This is a genomic window from Actinosynnema sp. NPDC004786 (assembly GCF_053601135.1).
Map to the genome: position 1 here is coordinate 1 of NZ_JBSGBG010000012.1, position 21,348 is coordinate 21,348.

Genomic DNA, 21,348 nt, shown 5'->3' on the forward strand with positions numbered 1-21,348 from the left:
ACGTGTCAAGGGGGCGTTGTGCAGGTTTTGCCTGGTCGTGTGCCGATGTCGCCCCCTTGACGCGTGTGGTAGCCCTTCGGGAGGTCGGTGGGATGACACGAAACCCGGACCCACAACCCAACAGGGGGATCCGGGCGGGGTTGTCCATCCTGCTGATCTGCCCGTCCGGCGAGGACGCTTTTCCAAGCTTTTGAGCTTTCGCCAACCCCCAACCCAGCGCCAAGCACCCCCGACCAGCGCCACGCCCCCTGGCAGCGCCGGCAGCGGCACAACGCGTGCCCGTCGCCGCCCGACTTCCGCCGACTTCCGCCGGCTGGCGGGCCGGCTGGCCGAGCGGTACGGCGACCACCCGGCGGTCGTGGCGTGGCACGTGCGCCCCGACCCCCCCCGGAGCCCACCGCTCCGCAGGGGTCACCCGCCCAAGGGGAGCCCTTGCGTCAATCCTGCCGGCCACCACCGACAATTCCGCCTCCCCGAAGCACTGAGCTGCGCTGACGGCGTAACCGGTTGGCGGCCGGCCCGTGATCGCGTTTCCTGGACCGATGAGCACGGTGCTGATCGGGGTGGAGAACGTGGCCACCCCCAAGTGGGCCCGTCGTCGCGGCGAGACGTCGGTCAGCCTGGGGAAGGCGCTCAAGAGCCTGCCCTCGGCGGTGGCGATGGTGGTCCGGTTGGCCTGGCGCACCTCGCCCCGGCTCACCCTGATGGCGGGCGCGGTGCACGTGCTGTCCGGCGGGGTGACGGCGTTCGGGCTGTTGGCCACGGCGGACGTGTTCGCGGCGCTGCTGCGCGAAGGCCCCACGCCGCAACGGGTGGTGGAGGCGCTGCCCGCGCTGGCGGTCGTCGTGGGGTCGCTGGTGGTCCGGGCGCTGCTCGACACGGCGGTCGCGGCGGTGGAGAGTTCGCTGCGGCCACGGGTCACGCGGGAGGCGAACGACGAGGTCACGGCGGTCCTGGTGCGTGCCTCGCTGCTCGCGTTCGAGGACGCGGACTTCCGCGAGCTGGCCCGTCAGGGCGGCCGGCGGGGTGTGCGCTCGCTGGAGAGCAGCCTGCGCTACCTGGCCGACCTGGTCTCGGGCGGCATCTCGCTGGTCGCGGCGGTGGTCACGGTGGCGTTGCTCAACCCGTGGCTCGGGCCGGCGCTGCTGCTGGCCGCGTTCGCGAACGCCTGGGCGTCGGCGCGGGCGTCCAAGCTGCGCTACGAGCACTTCCTCGACTCGGTGACCCGCAACACCCGCAAGGGCGTGGTGGAGGAGGTCGCCACCGACCGCGACTTCGCGCTCGAACGGCACGCCCTCACCCTCCAGGAGCGCCTGCTCGCCGAGCACCGCCGGATCTCCGACAGCCTGATGGCGGACGAGATCCGGATGGCGCACCGGACCAACCTGGTGCGCCTGACCGGGCGCGGGCTGGCGGGCGTCGGCACGGCCATCGCCTACGTCGTGCTCGGCCTCCTGCTGCACACCGGCGGCATGGAGCTGGCGCTGGCGGGCACGGCGGTGCTGGCCATGCGCACCGGGTTCTCGTCGCTGGCGTCGACGACCCGGGCCGTGAACTCGCTGTACGAGGACTCGTTCTACATCGACTTCTACCGCAAGCTGCTGGTCGAGGGCGCGGAACGGGCGCAGGGCAGCTCGCCGGTGACCGCGCCGGCCGACCCGGAGCGGATCACGCTGACCGACGTGTCGTTCACCTACCCGGGCGCGGCGAAGCCCGCGTTGCGGGACGTGAACCTGACCGTGGCCAGGGGCGAGGTCGTGGCGCTGGTGGGGGAGAACGGGTCGGGCAAGACGACGCTCGGCAAGGTGCTGACCGGCCTGTTCCCGGCGACGTCGGGCACGGTGGCGTGGGACGACGTGGACCTGGCCGAGGCGGACCCGCACTCGGTGCACTCGTCCATCGCGGTGATCGCGCAGGACCCGGCGCAGTGGCCGATGACCGCGCGGCACAACGTGACGGTCGGCCGGCTGGAGCGCGAGGACGAGCGGGCGTGGGAGGAGGCGGTGGCGAAGTCCGGCGCGGACGAGGTGCTGGCGACCCTGCCCGCCGGGGCGGACACCGTGCTGTCGCGGCAGTTCAACGACGGGCAGGACCTGTCCGGCGGGCAGTGGCAGCGGATGGGCATCGCGCGCGGCATGTACCGGGACGCGGCGGTGCTGGTGGCCGACGAGCCGACCGCCGCGCTGGACGCGAAGGCCGAGGCCCGCGTGTTCGAGGGCCTGCGCGAGGCGACCGCGCGGCGCACCACGATCCTGGTCACGCACCGGCTGGCGAACATCCGCAACGCCGACCGGATCGTCGTGCTCGACCGCGGCCGGATCATCGAGCAGGGCACGCACGAGGAGCTGATGGCGCGGCGCGGCCACTACTTCGAGCTGTTCGAGTTGCAGGCCGCCGCGTACCGGGGCGGCCTGCTGGCGTCGGCGAACGAGTAGGGATCACGGCCGGGTGCCGGGCGGAGGTTGCCGCCCGGCGCCCGGCGCCCGGCCGTGGGTCTCGTGCGCCCGGCGGCGGGGACGGGCCGTGGCCCACCCCCGGTCGAGGTCACCGCCGGTCGCCCGCGCGAGCAGCGTGGGGCACGCCGGTACAGCCGGGGTACAGCCGCGGTCCGGTTCCGGGCTCCCGGAGGGCCGGTTCCTGCGCTACCTTCGGACCCGCCTCGGCCGTGGGGACGGTCGCGGCGCGGGGGAGTGTGCCGAGTGCGGTTCCGGGTCCTGGGCGCGGTCGACGTCGTGACGTCCGACGGTGCGCGGATCGGCTTCGACGCCCGCAAACCGCGGGTGCTGCTGGCCACGCTGCTGCTGCACGCCGGCGAGTGGGTCGGCGTCGAGCGCCTGGTGGACGCGCTGTGGCCGGACGGGCCGCCGCCGTCCGCGGCGCAGAACGTCAAGACCTACGTGTGGACGCTGCGCCGGGCGCTGGCCCGGGACCCGTCCGGGGAGGACCGGATCATCGCCGGCCGGGGCGGCTACCGCGTCCGGGTCGCGGACCAGGAGCTGGACGCGCGCCTGTTCGAGGAGCTGGTGCGGGCCGGCCGGCGCGACACCGGGGCGGGACGGCACCGGCAGGCCGCGGCGGCGTACGCGCGGGCGCTGGAGCTGTGGCGCGGCGAGCCGTTCGCCGACCTGGCGGGGCCGGACGTGGACACCGTCCGGGCCGGGCTGGAGGAACGCCGGCTGACCGCCGAGGAGGGGCGGGCGGTCGCGCTGTCGGCGCTGGGGTCGCACGAGGAGGCCGTGGTCGCGCTCACCGCGCTGGTGGCGAAGCACCCGTTCCGGGAAGGGCTGCGGGGCGCGTTGATGACCGCGCTGTACCGGGCGGGCCGCCAGGCCGAGGCGTTGGACGTCTACGACGAGGGCCGCGTGCTGCTCGACCGGGAGCTGGGCCTGCGGCCGGGGGAGGAGCTGCGCCGCCTGCACCTCGACATCCTCAACCAGGACGCGCACCTGGCGGCCGGCCGGGCGTCGGCGTGGGCGCAGCCGGCGCAGGTGCCGGCCGCCGTGGTGGGCTTCACCGGGCGCGCCGAGCACGTGGCGCGGCTGGACGCGCTGCTCGCCCGCACCGACGACCGGCAGCCGCCGCCGATCGCCGTCATCACGGGCACGGGCGGCGTGGGCAAGACCGCGCTGGCGGTGCACTGGGCGCACCGCGTCCGGGCCCGGTTCCCGGACGGGCAGCTCTACGTCAACCTGCGCGGCTACGACCCCGAGCTGCCGGTCGGGCCCGCGGACGCGTTGGCGGGCTTCCTGCGCGCCCTCGGCGTCGACTCGCGCGACATCCCGCCGGACCTGGCCGAGCGCTCCGCCCGCTTCCGGTCCCTGCTGGCGGGCAGGCAGGTGCTCGTGGTGCTGGACAACGCCCGCACGGCCGCCCAGGTCCGGCCGCTGTTACCCGGCTCGCCGGGGTGCCTGGTGCTGGTGACCAGCCGGGACTCGCTGCGCGGGCTGATCGCGACGGAGGGCGCGACCCGGCTCGGCCTGGACCTGCTGTCCGCCCAGGAGGCCGGGGACCTGCTGCGGGTGCTGATCGGCGACCGGGCGCTGGCCGACCCGCGTGCGGTGGACGTGCTCGCGGAGCTGTGCGCGCGGCTGCCGCTGGCCCTGCGCCTGGCCGCCGAACTGGCCACCGGGCGTCCCTCGGCGTCGCTGGCCGACCTCGGCGACGAGCTGACCCGTGAGCAGGACCGGCTGGACCGCCTCGACGACGACGGCGACCCGCACGCGGCGCTGCGGTCGGCGTTCTCGTGGTCGTACCGGCAGCTCGGCCCGGCCGTGGCCCGCGTGTTCCGGCTGCTGGGCGCGCACCCGTGCCACGAGCTGGGCATCGACGCGATCACCGCGCTGACCGGCGGCACGGACGCCGAGGCGCGGCGGCACGTCGACGTCCTGGTCCAGGCGCACCTGGTGGAGCGCACGGCCGACGACCGGTTCCAGATGCACGACCTGCTGCGCACCTACGCCCGCGGCCTCGCCGCCGAGGTGGACGGCGACGACGAGCGGGCCGCGGCGCTGGACGCCCTGGCGGACCACTACGTCGGCAAGGCCGAGGTGGCGCGGGCGTTGTTCGACCCCGCCGACCACGGCGGGCCGCCGGCCACGGCGCCCGGCCTGGCGAACCGGGGCGACGCGATGGCGTGGCTGGAGGCGGAGCGCCCGAACCTCCTCGCGGTCGCCGAGCACGCCGCCGGGCACGGCGACGCGGCGCACGTGGCGCGGCTGTCGGCCGCGCTGTGGCACTACTTCCAGGTCCGCGGCCACCACGACGAGTCCCTCGCCCTGCACACCCACGCCCTCGCGGCCGCCCGGAAGCGGTCCGACCGCGTCGCGGAAGGCGTCGCGCTCACCGGTTTCGGGGTCGCGTACGAGCGGTTGGGCCGGTACGAGGAGGCGTTGCGGCACCACGAGTCGGCCGTGGCCGTGGCGCGGGGGATCGGCGACGTCAGCCTCACCGGCCGGGCGCTGAAGAACCTCGGCGTCGTGCTGCGCCGCCTCGGCCGGTTCGAGGAGGCGGAGCGGGTGTTTACGGAGGCGCTGTCGATCGCGCGGGCCATCGGGAACCGGCGCGGTGAGGCGGGCGTGCTGTGCAGCCTGGCCCTGGTGCACGAGGCGGCCGGGCGGTACGAGGAGGCGTTGCGGCACGTGGAGCGGGCCCTGGCGGCCGTGCCGGACGTGGACAACGACCACGCCCTGATGGACCACCTCCAGGCGAACCTGGGCCTGGTGCACCTGCGGCAGGGCCGGTCCGAGCCGGCCCGCGAGCACCTGGAGGAGGCGTTGCGGGGCGCGCGGACGACCGGCAACCGGGACCTGGAGTCGGAGGTGCTGGACAGCCTGGGCGAGCTGGCGACCGCCGAGGGCGACCCGCGGTCGGCGCTCGACCTGCACCGCCGGGCGTTGGCGCTCACCCGCAGCACGGGCGACCGGCACGAGGAGGCCCGCGCGCACGCCGGCCTGGCCCGTGCCCTGGAGGCGTGCGGCCGGAGGGAGGAGGCGCACCGGCACCTGCGGCTCGCCTCACACCGAGCGCCGGTGGCCGGGACGACGCACCGCCTCACCGAACACCCGGCCTGACCGAACACCCGGCCACACCGAACACCCGGCCACACCGAACACCGGGCCTGACCCAACACCGGGCCACACCGAACACCCGGCCACACCGAACGCCCGCCGAGACCCCGGACAGCCGCCCCGGGATCCCGCCCAGCGACTCCCCGGGCGCGCGGTGACCGCTAGGCCGTCAGCTCCAGCGACGACCCCTCGCGGGCCTTGCGCACCCGCAGCCGCGTCGGGATGCGCTGCCGCAGCTCCTCCACGTGCGACACGAGCCCGACGACCCGGCCGCCCGCGCGCAGCTCGTCCAGCGTGGTCATCACCAGTTCGAGGGTCTCGGCGTCGAGCGTGCCGAACCCCTCGTCGATGAACAGCGTGTCGAGCATGGCCCCCGCCGCGACCACGTCGGCCAGGCCCAGGGCCAGCGCCAGCGACGCCAGGAACGACTCGCCGCCCGACAGCGTCTTCGCGGGCCGCTGCTGCCCCGAGTAGTCGTCCATCACGTCCAGGCCCAGCCCGCCCCTGGTGCCGCGCGGCCCGGCCTCGGTCGAGTGCACGAACCGGTAGCGGCCCTGGCTCATCCGCTCCAGCCGGTGGCTCGCGGCGACCGCGACCTCCTCCAGCCGGGCGGCCAGCACGTAGGTGCGCAGGGTCATGCTCTTGGCGTTCTGGCCCATGCCGTTGATCACGTCGGTCAACGCGTCCAGCTCGGCGTACTCGGCCTCCACCGGTTCCAGCCGCTGCCACGCGGCGTGCAGCTGCTCGGCCAGGTCGGCGGCGCGGGCGGCGCGGGTGCGCGCGTTCGTCAACGCCGTGGTGGCCTCGGTGGCCCGGTCGCTCGCGACCCGGAACCGCTCCTCCGCGCCGGTCACGTCGACCTCGGCGTCCGGGTCGGTGTCGGGCAGCTCGGCCAGCGTGCTCTCGGCCGCCGTCCGGGTCTTCTCGACGTCGCGGATGCGGGTCTCCAGTTCGGCGACCGCGGTCGCGGGCCGGGCCGCGGCCAGGGCGTCGGCGGCGTCGGCGAACCCGGCGAGCGACGCCAGCCGCGCCACCTCCAGCCGCTGCTCGGCCAGGCGCTCCTCGTGCTCGGCCACGGCGGCGCGGCGGGCGTCCAGCGCGGTCAGCGCGTCGGCCAGGTCGCCGAGGTGCGCCCGTCGCGTCACCACGTCCGGGAAGTCGCCGCGCGCCTCCTCCAGCCGGGCTCCCCGCTCCTCGACGGCCGCCGCGAGCTGCGCCCGCTGGGTGGTGGCCTCCGCCAGCTCGCGTTCCAGCGCGCCGCGCCGCTCCAGCGCGCGCTGGACCTTGTCCTCCAGGTCGGCCAGCTCGGCCTGGCGGCGTTCCCACTGCTCCGCCCGCGCGGCCACGGACCGGTGCTCGCGCTCCGCCTCGGCGGGCGGTCGGTCGCCGAGCTGTTCGCGCAGCAGCGCCAGCCGCGCGGACAGCCGCTCGGCTTCCTGCTCGGCCCGCTGCCGCCGCTCCAGCGCCCGCTGGTCGGCCTCGGCGGCGCGTTCCTCGTCGGCGGCCGTCACCGCGTCCAGCATCGGCTGCGCCGGGGCCGGGTGGTCGGCCGACCCGCACACCGGGCACCCCCGGCCGGGGCGCAGCCGGGCCGCCAGCTCGGCGGCCATGCCGTCCAGCCGTTCCCGGCGGATGCCCAGGAGGCGGTCGCGGGCTTTCTGCTGCGCGTCCACGGCCTCGCGCCGCGCCTGGTCGGCCGCCGCGAAGTCGCGTTCGACGCGCGGCAGCTCGGCCGCCGCGGCGGCCAGGCCCGACACCTGCGGCAGCCGGGCCGCCGCCTCCGCCGACTCCTCGACCGCGGCCTTCGCCGCCGCCAACCGCGCCGGCACCTCGTCGAGCTGCGCGACCAGCGCGGCCAAGTGTTGCGACGTGGTCGCGACGTCCCGGTCCAACTGCGCGATCCGCCGCCGGTCGGCGACCTGCCGCTCCGCCTCGGCGGCCAGGCCGGTCAGCCCGCCCGCCTCCTCGCGCAGCCGGTCGGCGTCGCCGCGCAGGTCGTCGCCCCGGTAGCCGAGGGCGGACACGGCGGCCGCCGCGGCCCGCTCCTGGTCGACGGCGACCGCCAGCCGCTGCTCCAGCTTCACCGCCAGCTCGTGCGCGGGCACGACGACCGCCGCCTGCCGCGCCGCGTCACGCTCGGCGACCCACGCCCGCAGGCTCGGCTCCACCTCCGCGTACCGGTCGAGGTGGCGGCGCGCCTCCCGCACCCGGCGCACCCGCTCGTGCCGGGCCCGCGCCTCCTGCCACTCCCGCTCGGCCGCCGCCCGCACGCCCGCCGCCTCGGCCGCGACCTGGTCGGCCTCGCGCTCGGCCTCGTCCAACCGCTTGAGCAGCGAGCTGAGCCACTCCGGGTCGCCGCCGTCCTCCGGCGGGTCCTCCAGCGCGACCTCCGCGACCCGCTGCACCAGGTCGCGGTGCACCAGGCCGAGCTGCTCGACCTCGCGCTTGCGCTCCCGGCGGCGCTCCCGGAACCACTTCTCCACGTCCAGGAAGCGCTCGGTGCCGAACAGCTTCTCCAGCAGCTTCTCCCGCTCCGCGGTCTCCGCGCGCAGGAACCGGGCGAACTCGCCCTGCGGCAGCAGCACCACCTGGAAGAACTGCTCAGCCGTCATGCCGAGCAGGCCCTCGACCTCGCGGGCCACGTCGTCGATGCGGCTGTGCCCCTCGCCGGCCCACCCGGCGACCCAGGTCAACGACACCTGCGCCTGCTGCCGGGTCGCGCCGTCGCCGCGCTTCTTCGGCCGCTCGTACTCGGGGCTGCGCCTGATCCGGAACCGCCGGCCGCGCACGGTCAGCTCCAGCTCCACGTAGGTCGGGGTGTCGCGGTCGGCGTAGTCGCACCGCAGCCGCTTCACGTCGCCCCGCGCGCCGGGCACCTTGCCGAACAACGCGAACGCCACCGCGTCGAGCAACGTCGTCTTGCCCGCGCCCGTGTCGCCGTGCAGCAGGAACAGCCCGTCCGCGCCGAGCAGGTCGAAGTCGACCTCCTCGCGCGCCGCGTACGGGCCGAACCCGCTGACCGCCAACCGGTGCAGCTTCACGCCGCCTCCTCACGGGTCACGACTCGTCCTCAGGCATCGTTCTCGCGCGCGGCCGCGGCGAACGCCTCGCGCAGCAGGGCCAGCTCCCGCGGCCCCGGCCGGTCGCCGCGCACGTCCTCGACGAAGCAGCACGCGATCTCCTCGTCCGTGCGGCCCCGGACCCGCTCGGCGAACCGCAGCTCGCCGGTCCGCCCGCCCTCCGGCCGCCACTCCACGTGCACCGCGTGCGGGAACCGGGTCTGCAACCGCCGCAACGCGTCCAGCGGCCGCACCCGGTCGGTCAGCGTGACGGACAGGAAGTGGTCCTCCACCGGCTCGTGGTCCGGGTCCAGCAGCAGGTCGTCGAGCGCGCCGCTCAGCGTCGACAGCGCCCGGGGCACCGGCAGCGACCGCCGTTCCACCCCGGCCAGCCCGCCCGCGTCCAGCTCGACCAGCCACACCGACTTGTGGTGCCGCGCCTCGGAGAACGAGTACGCCACCGGGCTGCCCGAGTACCGCAGGTGCCCGGCCAGCGTCTGCTGCCCGTGCAGGTGGCCCAGCGCCACGTAGTCCACCCCGGAGAACACCGCGCCCGGCACGTCCTGCACCCCGCCGACCGCGATGGTGCGCTCCGACTCGCACGGCTCGCCGCCGGTCACGAACGCGTGCGCCAGCACCACGGACCGCGCGCCCGGCCGGCCCGCCAGGTCCTGCCGGACCCGCCGCATCGCCTCGGTCAGCACGCCGCCGTGGCCCTTGGCCTCGACGCCGAGCACGTGCCGCGCCGTCTCCGGCTCCAGGAACGGGATCCCGTACACCGCCACCGGGCCGTGCGCGTCGGCCAGCAGCACCGGGTCGTGCAGGTCGGCGACCCGCGTCCGCATGTGCAGCCCGCCCGCCTCGGAGAACGCGCCGACGAAGTCCAGCCGCGCGGCCGAGTCGTGGTTGCCGGGCGTGATCACGACCTTCGCCCCGGCCCGGAGGATCCGCTTGAGCACCCGCGAGCACACCGCGACCGCCTCGGCGTTGGGCACCGCCCGGTCGAACAGGTCGCCCGCCACCACGACCACGTCAACCCGCTCGTCCGCCACGGTGTCGGCCAGGCCGCCGAGCACCGACTCCTGCTCGCGCAGCAGGTCGCGGCCGTGGAAGGTGCGCCCCACGTGCCAGTCGGACGTGTGCAGGATCTTCACGCCGGCCACGCTAGGGCCGCCCGGCGCTCCCGCCCGGAACCCCGCTCGGCGTGTCGCTCGAACGTGTGGTCGGACACGGGTGCGCGATGATCGGGGGATGACAGCGGTCCTCAGCACGGCGGCGGTGGTCGTGGCGCTCCTGCTCGCGGGCGCGCTGGTGTTCCTGTGGCGGCTCTACCAGGACAGCGTGCGGCGCACCGACGCCGCGCTGGCCGCGGTGCGGGCCGAGCGGGAACGCGGCGACGCGCAGTGGGCGGCCCTGCAGCGCTACGAGGTGGCGTTCTCCTCGGTCAGCGGACGAGGGGAACTCGGCGAGAAGGTGCTGGTGGAGACGGCGCGGGTGCTCGGCCTGCGCGAGGGCATCCACTTCGACGTGCAGGTGGACGTCGCGGGCGGCGGCGCGGTCCGGCCCGACCTCGTGCTCAACGTCGGCGGCGGCCGGCGCGTGCCGGTGGACGCGAAGATGAGCATGGCCACCTGGGCGGAGGCGGTGGAGACCGACGACCCGGCCGAGCGCGCCGACGCGCTGCGGGTGCACGTGCGCAACATCCGCGCGCGGGCCGCGGAGCTGGCCGGCAAGGGCTACCAGCGGTGGGCCGACGCCATCTACGGGACGATCATGTTCGTGCCGAACGACGGCGCGGTGGTCGCGGCCCTGGACAACGACCCCGAGCTGCTGCGCTGGCTGCTCGACCGGCGGGTGTTCCTGTGCGGGCCGACCGGGTTCGCGGTGATCGCGTCGGCGGCGATGTTCGCGGTGACCGACCGGGCGCTGGCCGACGACGTGGAGCAGGTCAGGGCGGCCGCGTCCCGGGCGCACCGGGCCGCGGACGGCGCGATCGACGCGGTGAACCTGTCGAGCACCCACCTGCAGCGCTTCCTGTCCGCGCGGCGGCGGGAGCTGGACGCGCTGGAAGGTTTCCGGGCCGCCGTGGAGCCCCTGAGCCACGCGTCGTCCGACGTCACGCCGCTGCCGCTGGTGCGGCGGAACGACGAAGCCGGCCTCGGTGCACCCTTGGACGCCCGGGAGGCGTAATAGAGTGTGTCGGGACTGAGCCGGACGAGGAGTGTGCGTGACCGCTGCAACGCGTGACGACTCGCGCAGCGAGCCGGAGGACGAGGACTACTCCCCCGTCCGCTGGAACGACCGCGCCATGTTCGGCAAGTTCCGAGGTCTGCCCTGGTGGGCGGCGGTGCTCATCGCGTTCGTGGTGGCCATCGTCGGCACCTACGTGGACGTGGGCTCGGCCGCGAAGACCGTGGGCTGGGTGTTCGCGGTCACGTTCTTCGTGGGCTGCGTGGGCGCGGTGGTGTTCGTGGAGCGCCGGTCGATGTTCGGCCCGGTCGTCCAGCCGCCGCTGATCCTGGCGATCGTCGTGCCGGTGCTGGTGGTGTTCACCCAGGGCATGCCCGACGGCGGGCTGGCCTCGGCCGGCCTGACCCTGGGCAAGCCGCTGATCGACGGGTTCCCGGCGATGGCGATCACCACGGCGTGCACGGTGCTGCTCGGCATCGTCCGGGTGACGACGCAGAAGGACCCGAACCGGCCGACCAGGGACGAGATCCGCGAGGCCAAGGGCAAGCCGGAGAAGCCGCGCCGCGCCGACCGCGCGGAGCGGGCCGACCGCGCCGAGCAGGCCCAGTCGGACGAGCGGCCGAAGAAGCGCCCCCGCGCCGACCGGCCCGAGGCCGCGGCCGACCGCCGCCGCCCGGCCGCGCAGGCCGCCGACGAGGACCGCCCGAAGCGCCCCCGCCCCGCGTCCGGCGGCGACCGGGACCGCCCGCGCCGCCCGGCGTCGCCGCGCGAGGGCAACCGCCCCCGCCGCCCCCGTCCGCGCGACGACGACTGATCCGTCGCTCCCGTTCGCGCGACGACCGACCGCTGCCGGTCCGGCGGCGATCGGTCCGGCGGTGATCGGTCCACGCGCCGCCCGCCTGATCAGCGGCCGGACGTCCCGCCCGCGACGGCCGGCCCTCGCCCGCCCGCGGCGACGGCGGGCTTCGCCGATTTCGGCGACGGTGCGGCCCGTCACCGCGCCGACTCGTGCTCCAGCAGTCGCCGCTTCACGTCCGCGCCCCAGCGGAAGTTGCCCAGCGCGCCGCCCGTGCGGATGACGCGGTGGCAGGGGACGAACAGGGCGGCGGCGTTGCGGGCGCACGCGGTGGCCGCGGCGCGGACCGCGGCCGGGTTGCCGGCCAGCGAGGCGTGGTCGGCGTAGCTGATCGGCTCGCCCGCCCGCACGGTCCGCAGCGCCTCCCACGCCCGGCGCAGGAACTCGCCGCCGTGCTGCCGGACCGGGATGTCGGCGATCGCGTCCAGCTCACCGGCGTGGTAGGCGCGCACGGCCCTGGTCACGGGGCCGAGGTCGCGGCGGGGGATGAGCGTCGTGGGCCGCAGCGAGGGCGACACCTGCGGCAGCAGGTCGTCCGCGCCGGCGGTCCACCCGGCGGCCAGCACCGCGCCGTCGGCGGCGACGACGGCGGTGAACGGGCCGATGTGGGTGTCGATGGTCGACACGTGTGCGGTGCTCACGCGGTCCTCCTCAGGGTCATGGCGTCCAAGTGCATCGCGGCGTACGAGCGCCACGGGCGCCACGCGATGTCATCGCCGGTCAGGGAGATGTCGGGCGCGCCGAGGACGCGCATCACGACGTACGACGCGACCCGCGGCCCGACGCCGGGGAACGCCGACAGCTCGGCGTGCAGCTCGTCCGCGTCACGGCCCACGTCCACCCGCAGGGCGCCGTCGGCCAGGGCCCGCGCCACCGGCGAGTCGACGGCGGCCGGCGCGGGGTACAGGTGCGTCACCGGGCCGTCGGGGTGCTCCAGCGGCTCGCCCGGCAGGTCGTGGCCGAGCGCCCGGAGCAGGGTCTCCGCGCCGTCGACGCTGCCCGGCAGCCGCACGCCCGGCCGGGCCAGCACCGACGGCCGCAACACCGGGTCGGCGGACAGGAACCCGTCCACCGCGACCGGGTCGGCGTCCAGGTCCAGCAGCCGCCGCACCCGGCTGACCGCGCTGCCCAGGTCGCGCAGGTCGGTCAGCCGCAGCGAGCACGACACGTACCCCGCCGCGGGCTCCAGCCGCACGGTCGCCTCGCCGTGCGGCAGCCGCAGCGACCGGGCGTAGCAGTGCTCGGTGACGTGCTCCACGCCCGGGACGGCCCGCGCCCGGAAGTACGCCAGCAGCCCGGCGGCGTCGAACGGCGGCCGGTACGGCAGGCGCAGCGTGATGCGGCCGGCCGTGGTCGAGACCGAGCGGGCCGAGCGCATCGCCGTCGGCGTGCTCGCGAACACCGCCCGGATCGTGTCGTTGAACTGCCGCACGCTGGCGAACCCCGCGGCGAACGCGATGTCGCCGAACGGCAGGTCGGTCGTCTCGATCAGCAGCCTCGCGGAGTGCGCCCGGTGCGCGCGGGCCAGCGCCAGCGGCCCCGCGCCCAGCTCGGCGGTCAGCACGCGGGTCAGGTGGCGCTCCGAGTAGCCCAGCCGCGACGCGAGCCCCGGCACGCCCTCCCGCTCCACCACGCCGTCGGAGATCAGGCGCATGGCGCGGGCCGCCAGGTCGGCCCGCAGGTTCCACTCCGGCGAGCCCGGCACCGCGTCGGGCAGGCACCGCCGGCACGCCCGGTACCCGGCCGACTGGGCGGCCGCCGCGGTCGGGTAGAACTCGGCGTTGCGCCGCTTCGGCGTCACGGCCGGGCAGGACGGGCGGCAGTAGATCCCGGTCGTCCGCACGGCCAGGATGAAACACCCGTCGAACCGGGCGTCACGGGCGGCGACGGCCCGGTAGGCACGTTCGGCGTCGAGGAGCACGGACCCCACTCTGCCGGCGGCGGGACGTGCGGTCTCGCGGGAATCGGACACGACGGCGGGGGCGCGTAGACTCACCCACCGTGAGTTTGACCCTCGGTATCGTCGGCCTGCCCAACGTCGGCAAGTCCACCCTGTTCAACGCCCTCACGCGCAACGACGTGCTGGCGGCGAACTACCCGTTCGCGACCATCGAGCCGAACGTCGGCGTGGTGCCGCTGCCGGACGCCCGCCTGAGCAGGCTGGCGGACATCTTCGGCTCCGAGCGCGAGGTGCCGGCGGTGGTGTCGTTCGTCGACATCGCGGGCATCGTGAAGGGCGCGTCCGAAGGCGCGGGCCTGGGCAACAAGTTCCTCGCCAACATCCGCGAGGCGAACGCGATCTGCCAGGTCATCCGGGTGTTCGACGACTCCGACGTGGTCCACGTGGACGGCCGCGTCGACCCGGGCGCGGACATCGAGACGATCAACACCGAGCTGATCCTGGCCGACCTCCAGACGTTGGAGAAGGCCATCCCGCGGCTGGAGAAGGAAGCCCGCACGCAGAAGGACCGCCGCCCGGCGCTGGAGGCGGCCCAGAAGGCGCGCGAGATCCTGGACGGCGGCCGCACCCTGTTCGCCGCGCAGTCCGAAGTGGACGGTTCGCTGCTGCGGGAGCTGAGCCTGCTCACCGCCAAGCCGTTCCTGTACGTGTTCAACGCCGACGAGGCCGTGCTCACCGACGAGGCGAGGCTCAAGGAGCTGCGCGAGCTGGTGGCCCCCGCGGACGCGGTGTTCCTCGACGCCAAGGTCGAGGCGGAGCTGCTGGAGCTGGACGAGGAGTCCGCGCGGGAGCTGCTGGAGTCGATCGGCCAGCACGAGCCGGGCCTGCACGCGCTGGCCAGGGCCGGTTTCCACACCCTGGGCCTGCAGACCTACCTGACCGCGGGCCCGAAGGAGTCGCGGGCGTGGACGATCCCGCGGGGCGCGACCGCGCCGCAGGCGGCCGGCGTGATCCACACGGACTTCGAGCGGGGCTTCATCAAGGCCGAGGTGGTCTCGTTCGACGACCTGGTGGAGGCGGGCTCGATGGCCGCCGCGAAGGCCGCCGGCAAGGTCCGCATGGAGGGCAAGGACTACGTGATGGCCGACGGCGACGTCGTGGAGTTCCGCTTCAACGTGTGACCCCGCCGTCCGGCCGGACGGCGTCGGCAGGTCCGAGGGTTCATCGGCACCCCTTCGAGTGGTACCATATCCGGTACCAGAGCGAGGGGGTGCCCGCTGTGTCCATCACCGCGAGCGAGGCCCGCAAGGACCTGTTTCCGCTGATCAAGAAGGTCAACGAGGACCACGACGCCATCGAGATCGTCTCCAAGCACGGCAACGCCGTGCTGCTTTCCGCCGAGGACTACGCCGCCCTGCGCGAAGGCTCCTACCTCCTCCGCTCGCCGGCGAACGCCCGTCGGCTCCTCAAGGCGTACGAGAACGCGTTGAGCCGGAGGAAGCTCTCCGAGCACGCGCTCGTCGACCCCGACGCGTCACCGGCGGGCGAGGGCGGCGAGTGAGGCTCGTCTTCGAGGAGCACGGCTGGGAGGACTACACGTCCTGGCTCAAGAACGACCGCAAGGTGCTCGCCCGGATCAACAAGCTCATCGAGGACGTGCTCCGCGACCCCTTCGCCGGGATCGGCAAGCCCGAACCGCTCAGGCACCACCTGCCCGGCGCCTGGTCGCGGCGGATCGACGACGAGCACCGGTTGGTCTACCTCGTCGCCGACGACGAGATCGTCATCCTCGCGGCCCGCTACCACTACTGATCGTCGGCATCGCCCGGCGTCCGAGGGGCGGGTGTCGTCGGACGCGGGGGCCGGGGCGGATTCGCCCGCGTCGGCTCGTCGCGGGTGCGCGACCTCGGCGGGACTTCGCCCTCGGCCCCGGCAGACCTCGGGGCGGTGCGGTCGTCGCACCGCCCCGAGGTACTGTGCCCGGAGTCGTCAGCGCACCTGGTTGCGGCTGTGGCGGGCCAGGGCGAAGACGCCCCCCGCGGTGGCCAGCATGCCCAGGGCGGAGACGGTGAACACGACGATGTCGGTGGTCATGCGAATTTTCCCCTTGCGTTGATCTCCCACTCGTCTTGACGTTCGGGTACCCGGTTTCGTGGCCCGACAGTCGTGTAATTCACACCATCGTGGAGGTGGGGGCAGTGGGGCTGCGCACACTCGAAGGGCGGGTTCTCGCCTTCGCGCCGTGGGTGCTCGGCCTGTCCCTGTTCGGCCACCTGGCGATGGTGGCGTTCCAGACGAAGATGACCATGGTGGACCTGATGGTCTACCGGAACGCCTCGCCGGAGCTGTTCACCGGGCAGCTGTACGAGTGGCGGCTCAAGGAGTTCTCCGACCAGTTCGCCCTGCCGTTCACCTACCCGCCGTTCTCCGCGCTCGTCTTCGTGCCGCTGTCCTGGGTGCCGTGGGGCGTGGCCCGCTGGTTCTGGCAGCTCGTCAGCCTCGCCTGCCTGTGGTTCGTCACCCGCAAGTCGCTCCAGCTCGTCGGCAGCGGCGACCCGCGTCGCGCGATGCTGTGGACCGGCCTGTTCATCTGGGTCGAGCCGGTCCGCACCACCCTGAACTACGGCCAGATCAACCTCGTCCTGGCCGCCCTGCTGCTCGGCACGCTGGTCTCCGCGCGCAACGCCGCGCGGGGCGCGGGCGTCGGGATCGCGGCCGGGTTGAAGCTCACGCCGGCGATCTCCGGGCTCTACTTCCTGGTGAACCGCCAGTACAAGGCGGCCGTGTGGTCGGTCGCGGCGTTCTTCGGCACGGTCGCGGTGGCGTACGCGGTGTCGCCGCGCCTGTCGAACGAGTACTGGTTCCACCTGCTGGGCGACGCCTCCCGCGTCGGCCCGGTCGGGTCCGCGATCAACCAGTCGCTGCGCGGCGCGCTGTCCCGCACCGTCGGCCACGACATCGGGACGGGGCCGGTCTTCGCCGGCGCGGTCGTGGTGGCGGCCGTGCTCACGGGGTTCGCGCTGCACGCGGCGGTGAAGGCGCGGGACGCGTTGGCGATGATCGTGGCGGTGCAGCTCCTCGGGCTGCTCGTCTCGCCGATCTCGTGGAGCCACCACTGGGTGTGGGCGGTGCCCGCGCTGATGTGGCTGCTGTACTCGGCCCGGCACCGGCTGGCCGCCGTGACGGCGGTCGCCTGGCTGCTGGCGATCGGCAGCTACCTGATCTCGTTCCTGCTCAACGCGCAGCCGTCGATCTGGATCATCCCGCGGCCCTGGCACCAGTCGGCGCTGGGCTGGGTCTACCCGGCGGTGGGCGTGCTCACGCTGGTCACGATCGCGGTCGTGCTGCGGGGCCGGCGGTCGGCGACGTCCCGACAGGACGGCGGGTCGCGGAGCGGGTCACCGGACGGCGTCGAGCACCCCGTCGATCTCCTCCGCGAGTGACACGTCCAGGGCGGTGATCCCGCCGCTGGAGTGCGTGCTGCAGCGGAACGTCAGCGTGCGCCACCGGATGTCGATGTCCGGGTGGTGGTTGTCGTTCTCGGCGATCTCCGCCACGCGGTTCACCACCTGCAACGCCTGCGCGAAGCTCTCCAGCTCCACCGTGCGCACCAGCGCGGCGTCCTGCGCCCGCCACGACGGCAGCGAGGTCAGCGCGGCGGTCACCTGGTCGTCGGTCAGCAGCTCGGCCATGGCCCCGATCGTGCCACCGCGCGGGGTAAGCTGCCCGTTCGCCACGGGAGTCCGGTGCTGCGCCGGGCTGAGAGGAAGGCGCGCGAGCCTTCGACCGTCCACACCTGATCCGGGTCATGCCGGTGTAGGGAGAGATGATGTTCCGACGAGTGCTGCCCGCCGTGACCGCGTTCGCGCTGCTCACGGGCTGTTCGGTGACCACGTCCGACGCGCCGCCCGCGGGGGAGCGGGTGGTCACGCTGGTGACGCACGACTCGTTCGCGCTGTCGCCGGAGCTGCTGGAGCGGTTCAAGGCCGACACCGGCATCACGATCAAGCCGCTGGCCAGTGGCGACGCGGGCGAGGTGACGAACAAGCTGGTCCTGACCAAGGACGCCCCGATCGGCGACGTCGCCTTCGGCGTGGACTCGACGTTCGCCTCCCGCGCGCTGAAGGAGGACGTGTTCGCCGAGTACGCGAGCCCGGAGGCGCAGCACGGCGCGCAGCGCTACCGGCTCGACCCGCCGAACCGGCTGCACGCGGTGGACGTCGGCGACGTGTGCCTGAACATCGACGTCGCGGCGTTCGCGGGCCTCGGCGAGCCTCAGCGGTACGAGGACCTGACCGACCCGAAGTACAAGGACATGCTCGTGGTCGAGGACCCGGCCACGTCCTCGCCCGGCCTCGCGTTCCTGCTCGGCACGATCGCCGAGTTCGGCGAGGACGGCTGGCAGGACTACTGGGGCCGGCTCAAGGCCAACGGCGTGAAGGTCGTCAGCGGCTGGGAGGAGGCGTACACGCAGGACTTCTCCGGCTCCAGCGGCAAGGGGCCGAGGCCGGTCGTGGTGTCCTACGCCTCGTCGCCGTCGGCGGAGATCGGCGACGACGGCACGCCGCGGACCAAGGCCCTGCTGGACACCTGCTACCGGCAGGTCGAGTACGCGGGGGTGCTGAACGGCGCGAAGAACCCCGAGGACGCGAAGAAGGTCGTGGACTTCCTGCTCGGCGAGCAGGTGCAGGCGGACGTGCCGGGCCAGATGTACGTGTACCCGTCGCGCGAGGGTGTCGCGTTGCCCGAGGCGTGGACGAAGGCCGCGCCGCTGCCCGCCGAGGCGCGGTCGCTGCCGGCGGGCGAGGTCGACGCCAACCGGGAGCGGTGGGTGCGGCAGTGGCGCGCGTTGGTCCAGGGCTGAGGTCCGGTCCCGGTTCCGGTTCGCGCGGGGGTTCGGGGTCGGGGTCGTCCGGCGGTCGGGGGTTCGGGTCGGGTTCGCGCGGCGGGCGGGGGTTCGGGGCGTCCGGTGGCGCGGGGTCCGGGGCGCGTGGCGGCCGGCGGCCGGGGTCCGGGGTGGCCTGGGCGCTCGCGGCGTTGCTGCCGTTGGTGTTCCTGGGCGTGTTCTTCGCCTGGCCGGTGGCGGCGATCGTCTCGCTCGGGTTGGGCGAGGGCGGACCGCTGCCGGTCCTGGCGCGGGCCGACACCTGGGACCTGGTCGGGTTCACCCTCGGCCAGGCCGCGGCGGCGACGGCGTTGGCGCTGGTCGCGGGCATGCCGGTGGCGTTCCTGCTGGCCCGTTGCCGGGTGCGCGGCGCGGGGGTGGTGCGGGCCGCGGTGATGGTGCCGTTCGTGCTGCCGACGGTGGTGGTGGGGCTCGCGTTCCGGGCGTTGTGGCCGGACGGGGGTGTGCTGCCGATCGTGCTGGCGAACGCGTTCTTCAACGTCGCGGTGGTCGCCCGCACGGTCGGCGGGCTGTGGGCGCGGGTGGACCGGCGCGCGGAGGACGCGGCGCGGGCGTTGGGCGCGTCCCGCGTGCGGGCGTTCACGTCGGTGGTGCTGCCGTCGTTGGCGCCGGCGATCGGGTCGGCGGCGTCGGTGGTGTTCCTGTTCTGCGCCACCAGCTTCGGGGTGGTGCTGGTGCTCGGCGGGGCGCGGCACCGCACCCTGGAGACGGAGATCTACCTGCGGACGGTGGAGCTGTTCGACCTGTCCGGCGCGGCGGCGTTGTCGCTGCTGCAGTTCGCGGCGGTGATCGCGGTGCTGGTGGTCGGCGGCCTGGCGCGCCGGCGGCGGGAGCGGGGGCTGCCGCTGCGGGTGGAGCCGCCCCGTCGCCCGGTGGGCGGCGAGTGGGGTGTGGTCGCGGCGGCGTGGCTGGTGGTGGCCGCGTTGTCGACGCCGGTGGTGGGGCTGGTGGTGCGGTCCCTGGCGACGCACGACGGGTGGAGCTTCGCGGGCTACGCCGCGCTGGCGGGCACCGGCGAGCGCGGCACGCTGGCGGTGTCGGGGCTGGACGCGGCGCTGAACTCGGTGCGCGTGGCGACCGACGCCACGGTGGTGGCGCTGCTGGTCGGGGTGACGTCGGCGGTCGTGCTGGTGGGGTTGCGGCGGCACGGGTCGTGGTTCGCAGAGGCCCTGGACACGGCGCTCATGCTGCCGCTGGGCGTGTCGGCGGTGACGCTCGGCTTCGGCTACCTGATCACGATGAACGCCCTGCCGGGTGATTTCCGCACGTCACCGCTGCTGGTGCCGCTGGCGCAGGCGCTGGTGGTGACGCCGTTGATCGTGCGGATCGTGCTGCCGGTGCTGCGGGCCGTGGACGAACGGCTGCGGCAGGCGGCGGCGACGCTGGGCGCGAGCCCGTGGCGGGTGTGGCGCGAGGTGGACTTCCCGCTGGCGTCGCGGTCGCTGCTCGCGGCGGCCGGGTTCGGGTTCGTGGTGGCGCTGGGCGAGTTCGGGGCGACGAGCTTCCTGGCCCGGCCGGACGCGCCGACGCTGCCCGTGGTGATCGCGCGGCTGATGTCGCGGCCGGGGGAGTTGAACAGCCAGATGGCGTACGCGGCGTGCGCGTTGCTGATGGTGGTGACCACGGCGGCCGTGCTGGTGATCGAGCGGTTGCGGGTGCCGAGCGGTGGGGAGTTCTGATGTCGTTGCGGGTGGACGGGCTCAGCGTGGCGTACGGTCCCGTGCTCGCGGTGTCCGATGTGGACCTGACCGTCGGGGACGGTGAGGTGGTGGCGCTGCTGGGGCCGTCCGGGTGCGGGAAGTCGACGCTGCTGCGCGCGGTGGCGGGATTGGAGCCGGTCGCGGGCGGCGCGGTGTCGTGGGACGGCGCGGACCTGGCCGGGACGCCCGTGCACCGGCGGGGTTTCGGGTTGGTGTTCCAGGACGGGCAGTTGTTCCCGCACCGGGACGTGGCCGGGAACGTGGCGTTCGGGTTGCGGATGCGGGGGGTGGAGCGGGAGGCCCGGGGCAAGCGGGTGGCCGAGCTGCTGGAGCTGGTCGGGTTGGGCGGGTACGGGGCGCGGCGGGTGACCGAGTTGTCCGGTGGCGAGCAGCAGCGGGTGGCGTTGGCGCGGGCGCTCGCGCCGAGGCCGCGGTTGTTGTTGCTGGACGAGCCGCTGTCGGCGTTGGACCGGGCGTTGCGGGAGCAGTTGGCGGTGGACCTGGCGCGGCTGCTGCGGGAGGCGGGGGCGACGGCGCTGGTGGTGACGCACGACCACGACGAGGCGTTCACGCTCGCGGACCGGGTGGCGGTGATGCGGGCCGGGCGGATCGTGCAGGTCGGGGAGCCGTCGTCGGTGTGGCAGCGGCCGGTGGACGTGGAGACGGCGCGGTTCCTCGGGTGCGGGAGGGTGCTCGGGGCGGAGGCGGCGGAGGAGTTGGTCGGGGTTCGGGGGCGGGTGGGGTTGCGGGCGACGGCGTTGCGGGTGGATCCGTCAGGGGGGATCGAGGCGGAGGTGGTGGAGCGGGTTCATCGGCGGGATCACGTGCGGTTGGTGGTGAGGTTGAGGGGGGCGGTGGGGGATCGGTCGGGGGATCGGTCGGAGGATCGGTTGGAGGGGGAGTTCGAGGCGGTGGCGGCCGTGGTGGAGCCGCCTGTGGTGGGGGAGCTGGTCAGGTTGGTGGTGGATCCCGATGGGGTGGCGGTGATCGGGGATCAGGGTGGGAAAGCGTGAAAGATCAAAAGCGTCCTCGCCGGACGGGCAGGCCAGCAGGATGACGGGGTTTGGTGGTCAAGCCCCTGTACCGGCGTGGGTCGGGTTTCGTGTCATCCCGCCGACCTCCACAAGGGCTACCGCACGCGTCAAGGGGGCGGTTCCAGCCCACTGTTGC

General features: G+C 74.7%; 16 protein-coding genes. 11 read left to right on the top strand and 5 right to left on the bottom strand.

Annotated elements, in window-relative coordinates; genetic code table 11:
* Window positions 1-542 precede the first annotated feature (542 nt).
* Window positions 543-2,435, top strand: a complete 1,893-nt coding sequence (locus ACWEFJ_RS12760; protein WP_378094282.1) for an ABC transporter ATP-binding protein — start codon at window positions 543-545, stop codon at window positions 2,433-2,435.
* Window positions 2,436-2,699: 264 nt separating this feature from the next.
* Window positions 2,700-5,570 (top strand): BTAD domain-containing putative transcriptional regulator, encoded by a 2,871-nt coding sequence (locus tag ACWEFJ_RS12765; RefSeq protein ID WP_449713840.1) that lies wholly within the window; start codon window positions 2,700-2,702, stop codon window positions 5,568-5,570.
* 158 nt (window positions 5,571-5,728) lie between these two features.
* Here the strand turns inward: ACWEFJ_RS12765 and ACWEFJ_RS12770 are convergent, their stop codons facing one another.
* Entirely contained in the window at window positions 5,729-8,608 is a 2,880-nt protein-coding gene (locus ACWEFJ_RS12770; RefSeq protein WP_449713841.1) for an AAA family ATPase, read from the bottom strand.
* A gap of 29 nt (window positions 8,609-8,637) precedes the next feature.
* Complete coding sequence (locus tag ACWEFJ_RS12775) at window positions 8,638-9,780, bottom strand: metallophosphoesterase family protein (protein ID WP_378094288.1); 1,143 nt, start codon at window positions 9,778-9,780, stop codon at window positions 8,638-8,640.
* Between the two features lie 97 nt (window positions 9,781-9,877).
* Here ACWEFJ_RS12775 and ACWEFJ_RS12780 point away from each other — a divergent pair, with 97 nt between their 5' ends.
* Window positions 9,878-10,816: a DNA recombination protein RmuC gene (locus ACWEFJ_RS12780; protein WP_449713842.1), complete on the top strand. Its 939-nt coding sequence runs from the start codon at window positions 9,878-9,880 to the stop codon at window positions 10,814-10,816.
* A 37-nt stretch (window positions 10,817-10,853) separates the two neighbouring features.
* Window positions 10,854-11,630 carry a DUF6542 domain-containing protein gene (locus ACWEFJ_RS12785; RefSeq protein ID WP_449713843.1) on the top strand — a complete coding sequence of 259 codons (777 nt, stop codon included), beginning with the start codon at window positions 10,854-10,856 and terminating at the stop codon, window positions 11,628-11,630.
* Between the two features lie 179 nt (window positions 11,631-11,809).
* Here the strand turns inward: ACWEFJ_RS12785 and ACWEFJ_RS12790 are convergent, their stop codons facing one another.
* Both ACWEFJ_RS12790 and ACWEFJ_RS12795 read right to left on the bottom strand, forming a co-directional pair.
* Window positions 11,810-12,313 carry a methylated-DNA--[protein]-cysteine S-methyltransferase gene (locus tag ACWEFJ_RS12790; RefSeq protein WP_378094292.1) on the bottom strand — a complete coding sequence of 168 codons (504 nt, stop codon included), beginning with the start codon at window positions 12,311-12,313 and terminating at the stop codon, window positions 11,810-11,812.
* The gene (locus tag ACWEFJ_RS12795) at window positions 12,310-13,593 is read right to left on the bottom strand and encodes a DNA-3-methyladenine glycosylase 2 family protein (RefSeq protein WP_449713844.1); all 1,284 of its coding nucleotides are present in this window, start codon (window positions 13,591-13,593) and stop codon (window positions 12,310-12,312) included. The genes ACWEFJ_RS12790 and ACWEFJ_RS12795 overlap by 4 nt, the downstream gene beginning before the upstream one ends.
* Window positions 13,594-13,673: 80 nt before the next feature.
* On the opposite strand from ACWEFJ_RS12795, the gene ychF reads away from it, so the two are divergent.
* The 4 genes from ychF (at window position 13,674) to ACWEFJ_RS12815 (ending at window position 17,015) form a co-directional block, all read left to right on the top strand.
* On the top strand, window positions 13,674-14,753 hold the full coding sequence (gene ychF, locus ACWEFJ_RS12800; RefSeq protein ID WP_449713845.1) for a redox-regulated ATPase YchF: 1,080 nt from the start codon (window positions 13,674-13,676) through the stop codon (window positions 14,751-14,753).
* Window positions 14,754-14,851: 98 nt separating this feature from the next.
* Window positions 14,852-15,133: a type II toxin-antitoxin system Phd/YefM family antitoxin gene (locus ACWEFJ_RS12805; RefSeq protein WP_378094299.1), complete on the top strand. Its 282-nt coding sequence runs from the start codon at window positions 14,852-14,854 to the stop codon at window positions 15,131-15,133.
* Window positions 15,130-15,384 carry a Txe/YoeB family addiction module toxin gene (locus ACWEFJ_RS12810; protein WP_378094301.1) on the top strand — a complete coding sequence of 85 codons (255 nt, stop codon included), beginning with the start codon at window positions 15,130-15,132 and terminating at the stop codon, window positions 15,382-15,384. Before ACWEFJ_RS12805 ends, ACWEFJ_RS12810 begins: the two co-directional genes overlap by 4 nt.
* 386 nt (window positions 15,385-15,770) lie before the next feature.
* A complete protein-coding gene (locus tag ACWEFJ_RS12815; protein ID WP_449713846.1) occupies window positions 15,771-17,015 on the top strand; it encodes a mannosyltransferase in 1,245 nt (414 codons plus the stop codon).
* Here ACWEFJ_RS12815 and ACWEFJ_RS12820 read toward each other — a convergent pair.
* On the bottom strand, window positions 16,971-17,264 hold the full coding sequence (locus ACWEFJ_RS12820) for a 4a-hydroxytetrahydrobiopterin dehydratase (protein WP_378094305.1): 294 nt from the start codon (window positions 17,262-17,264) through the stop codon (window positions 16,971-16,973). The two genes, ACWEFJ_RS12815 and ACWEFJ_RS12820, sit on opposite strands and share 45 nt — an antisense overlap.
* 137 nt (window positions 17,265-17,401) lie before the next feature.
* Between ACWEFJ_RS12820 and ACWEFJ_RS12825 the strand changes: the two genes are divergently transcribed.
* The 3 genes from ACWEFJ_RS12825 to ACWEFJ_RS12835 all read left to right on the top strand — a co-directional run bounded on the left by ACWEFJ_RS12825 (window position 17,402) and on the right by ACWEFJ_RS12835 (window position 21,191).
* Window positions 17,402-18,436 carry a thiamine ABC transporter substrate-binding protein gene (locus ACWEFJ_RS12825; protein ID WP_378094307.1) on the top strand — a complete coding sequence of 345 codons (1,035 nt, stop codon included), beginning with the start codon at window positions 17,402-17,404 and terminating at the stop codon, window positions 18,434-18,436.
* A gap of 152 nt (window positions 18,437-18,588) precedes the next feature.
* Window positions 18,589-20,157 (top strand): ABC transporter permease, encoded by a 1,569-nt coding sequence (locus ACWEFJ_RS12830; RefSeq protein WP_449713847.1) that lies wholly within the window; start codon window positions 18,589-18,591, stop codon window positions 20,155-20,157.
* A complete protein-coding gene (locus ACWEFJ_RS12835; protein ID WP_449713848.1) occupies window positions 20,157-21,191 on the top strand; it encodes an ABC transporter ATP-binding protein in 1,035 nt (344 codons plus the stop codon). Before ACWEFJ_RS12830 ends, ACWEFJ_RS12835 begins: the two co-directional genes overlap by 1 nt.
* Window positions 21,192-21,348 lie beyond the last annotated feature (157 nt).

What these genes read in the sequence shown, in the direction of transcription:
- ACWEFJ_RS12760 (WP_378094282.1), top strand. Translation starts at nt 543, where the DNA reads ATGAGCACGGTGCTGATCGGGGTGGAGAACGTGGCCACCCCCAAGTGG.
- ACWEFJ_RS12780 (WP_449713842.1), top strand. Translation starts at nt 9,878, where the DNA reads ATGACAGCGGTCCTCAGCACGGCGGCGGTGGTCGTGGCGCTCCTGCTC.
- ACWEFJ_RS12820 (WP_378094305.1), bottom strand. Translation starts at nt 17,264, where the DNA reads ATGGCCGAGCTGCTGACCGACGACCAGGTGACCGCCGCGCTGACCTCG.
- ACWEFJ_RS12825 (WP_378094307.1), top strand. Translation starts at nt 17,402, where the DNA reads ATGTTCCGACGAGTGCTGCCCGCCGTGACCGCGTTCGCGCTGCTCACG.
- ACWEFJ_RS12835 (WP_449713848.1), top strand. Translation starts at nt 20,157, where the DNA reads ATGTCGTTGCGGGTGGACGGGCTCAGCGTGGCGTACGGTCCCGTGCTC.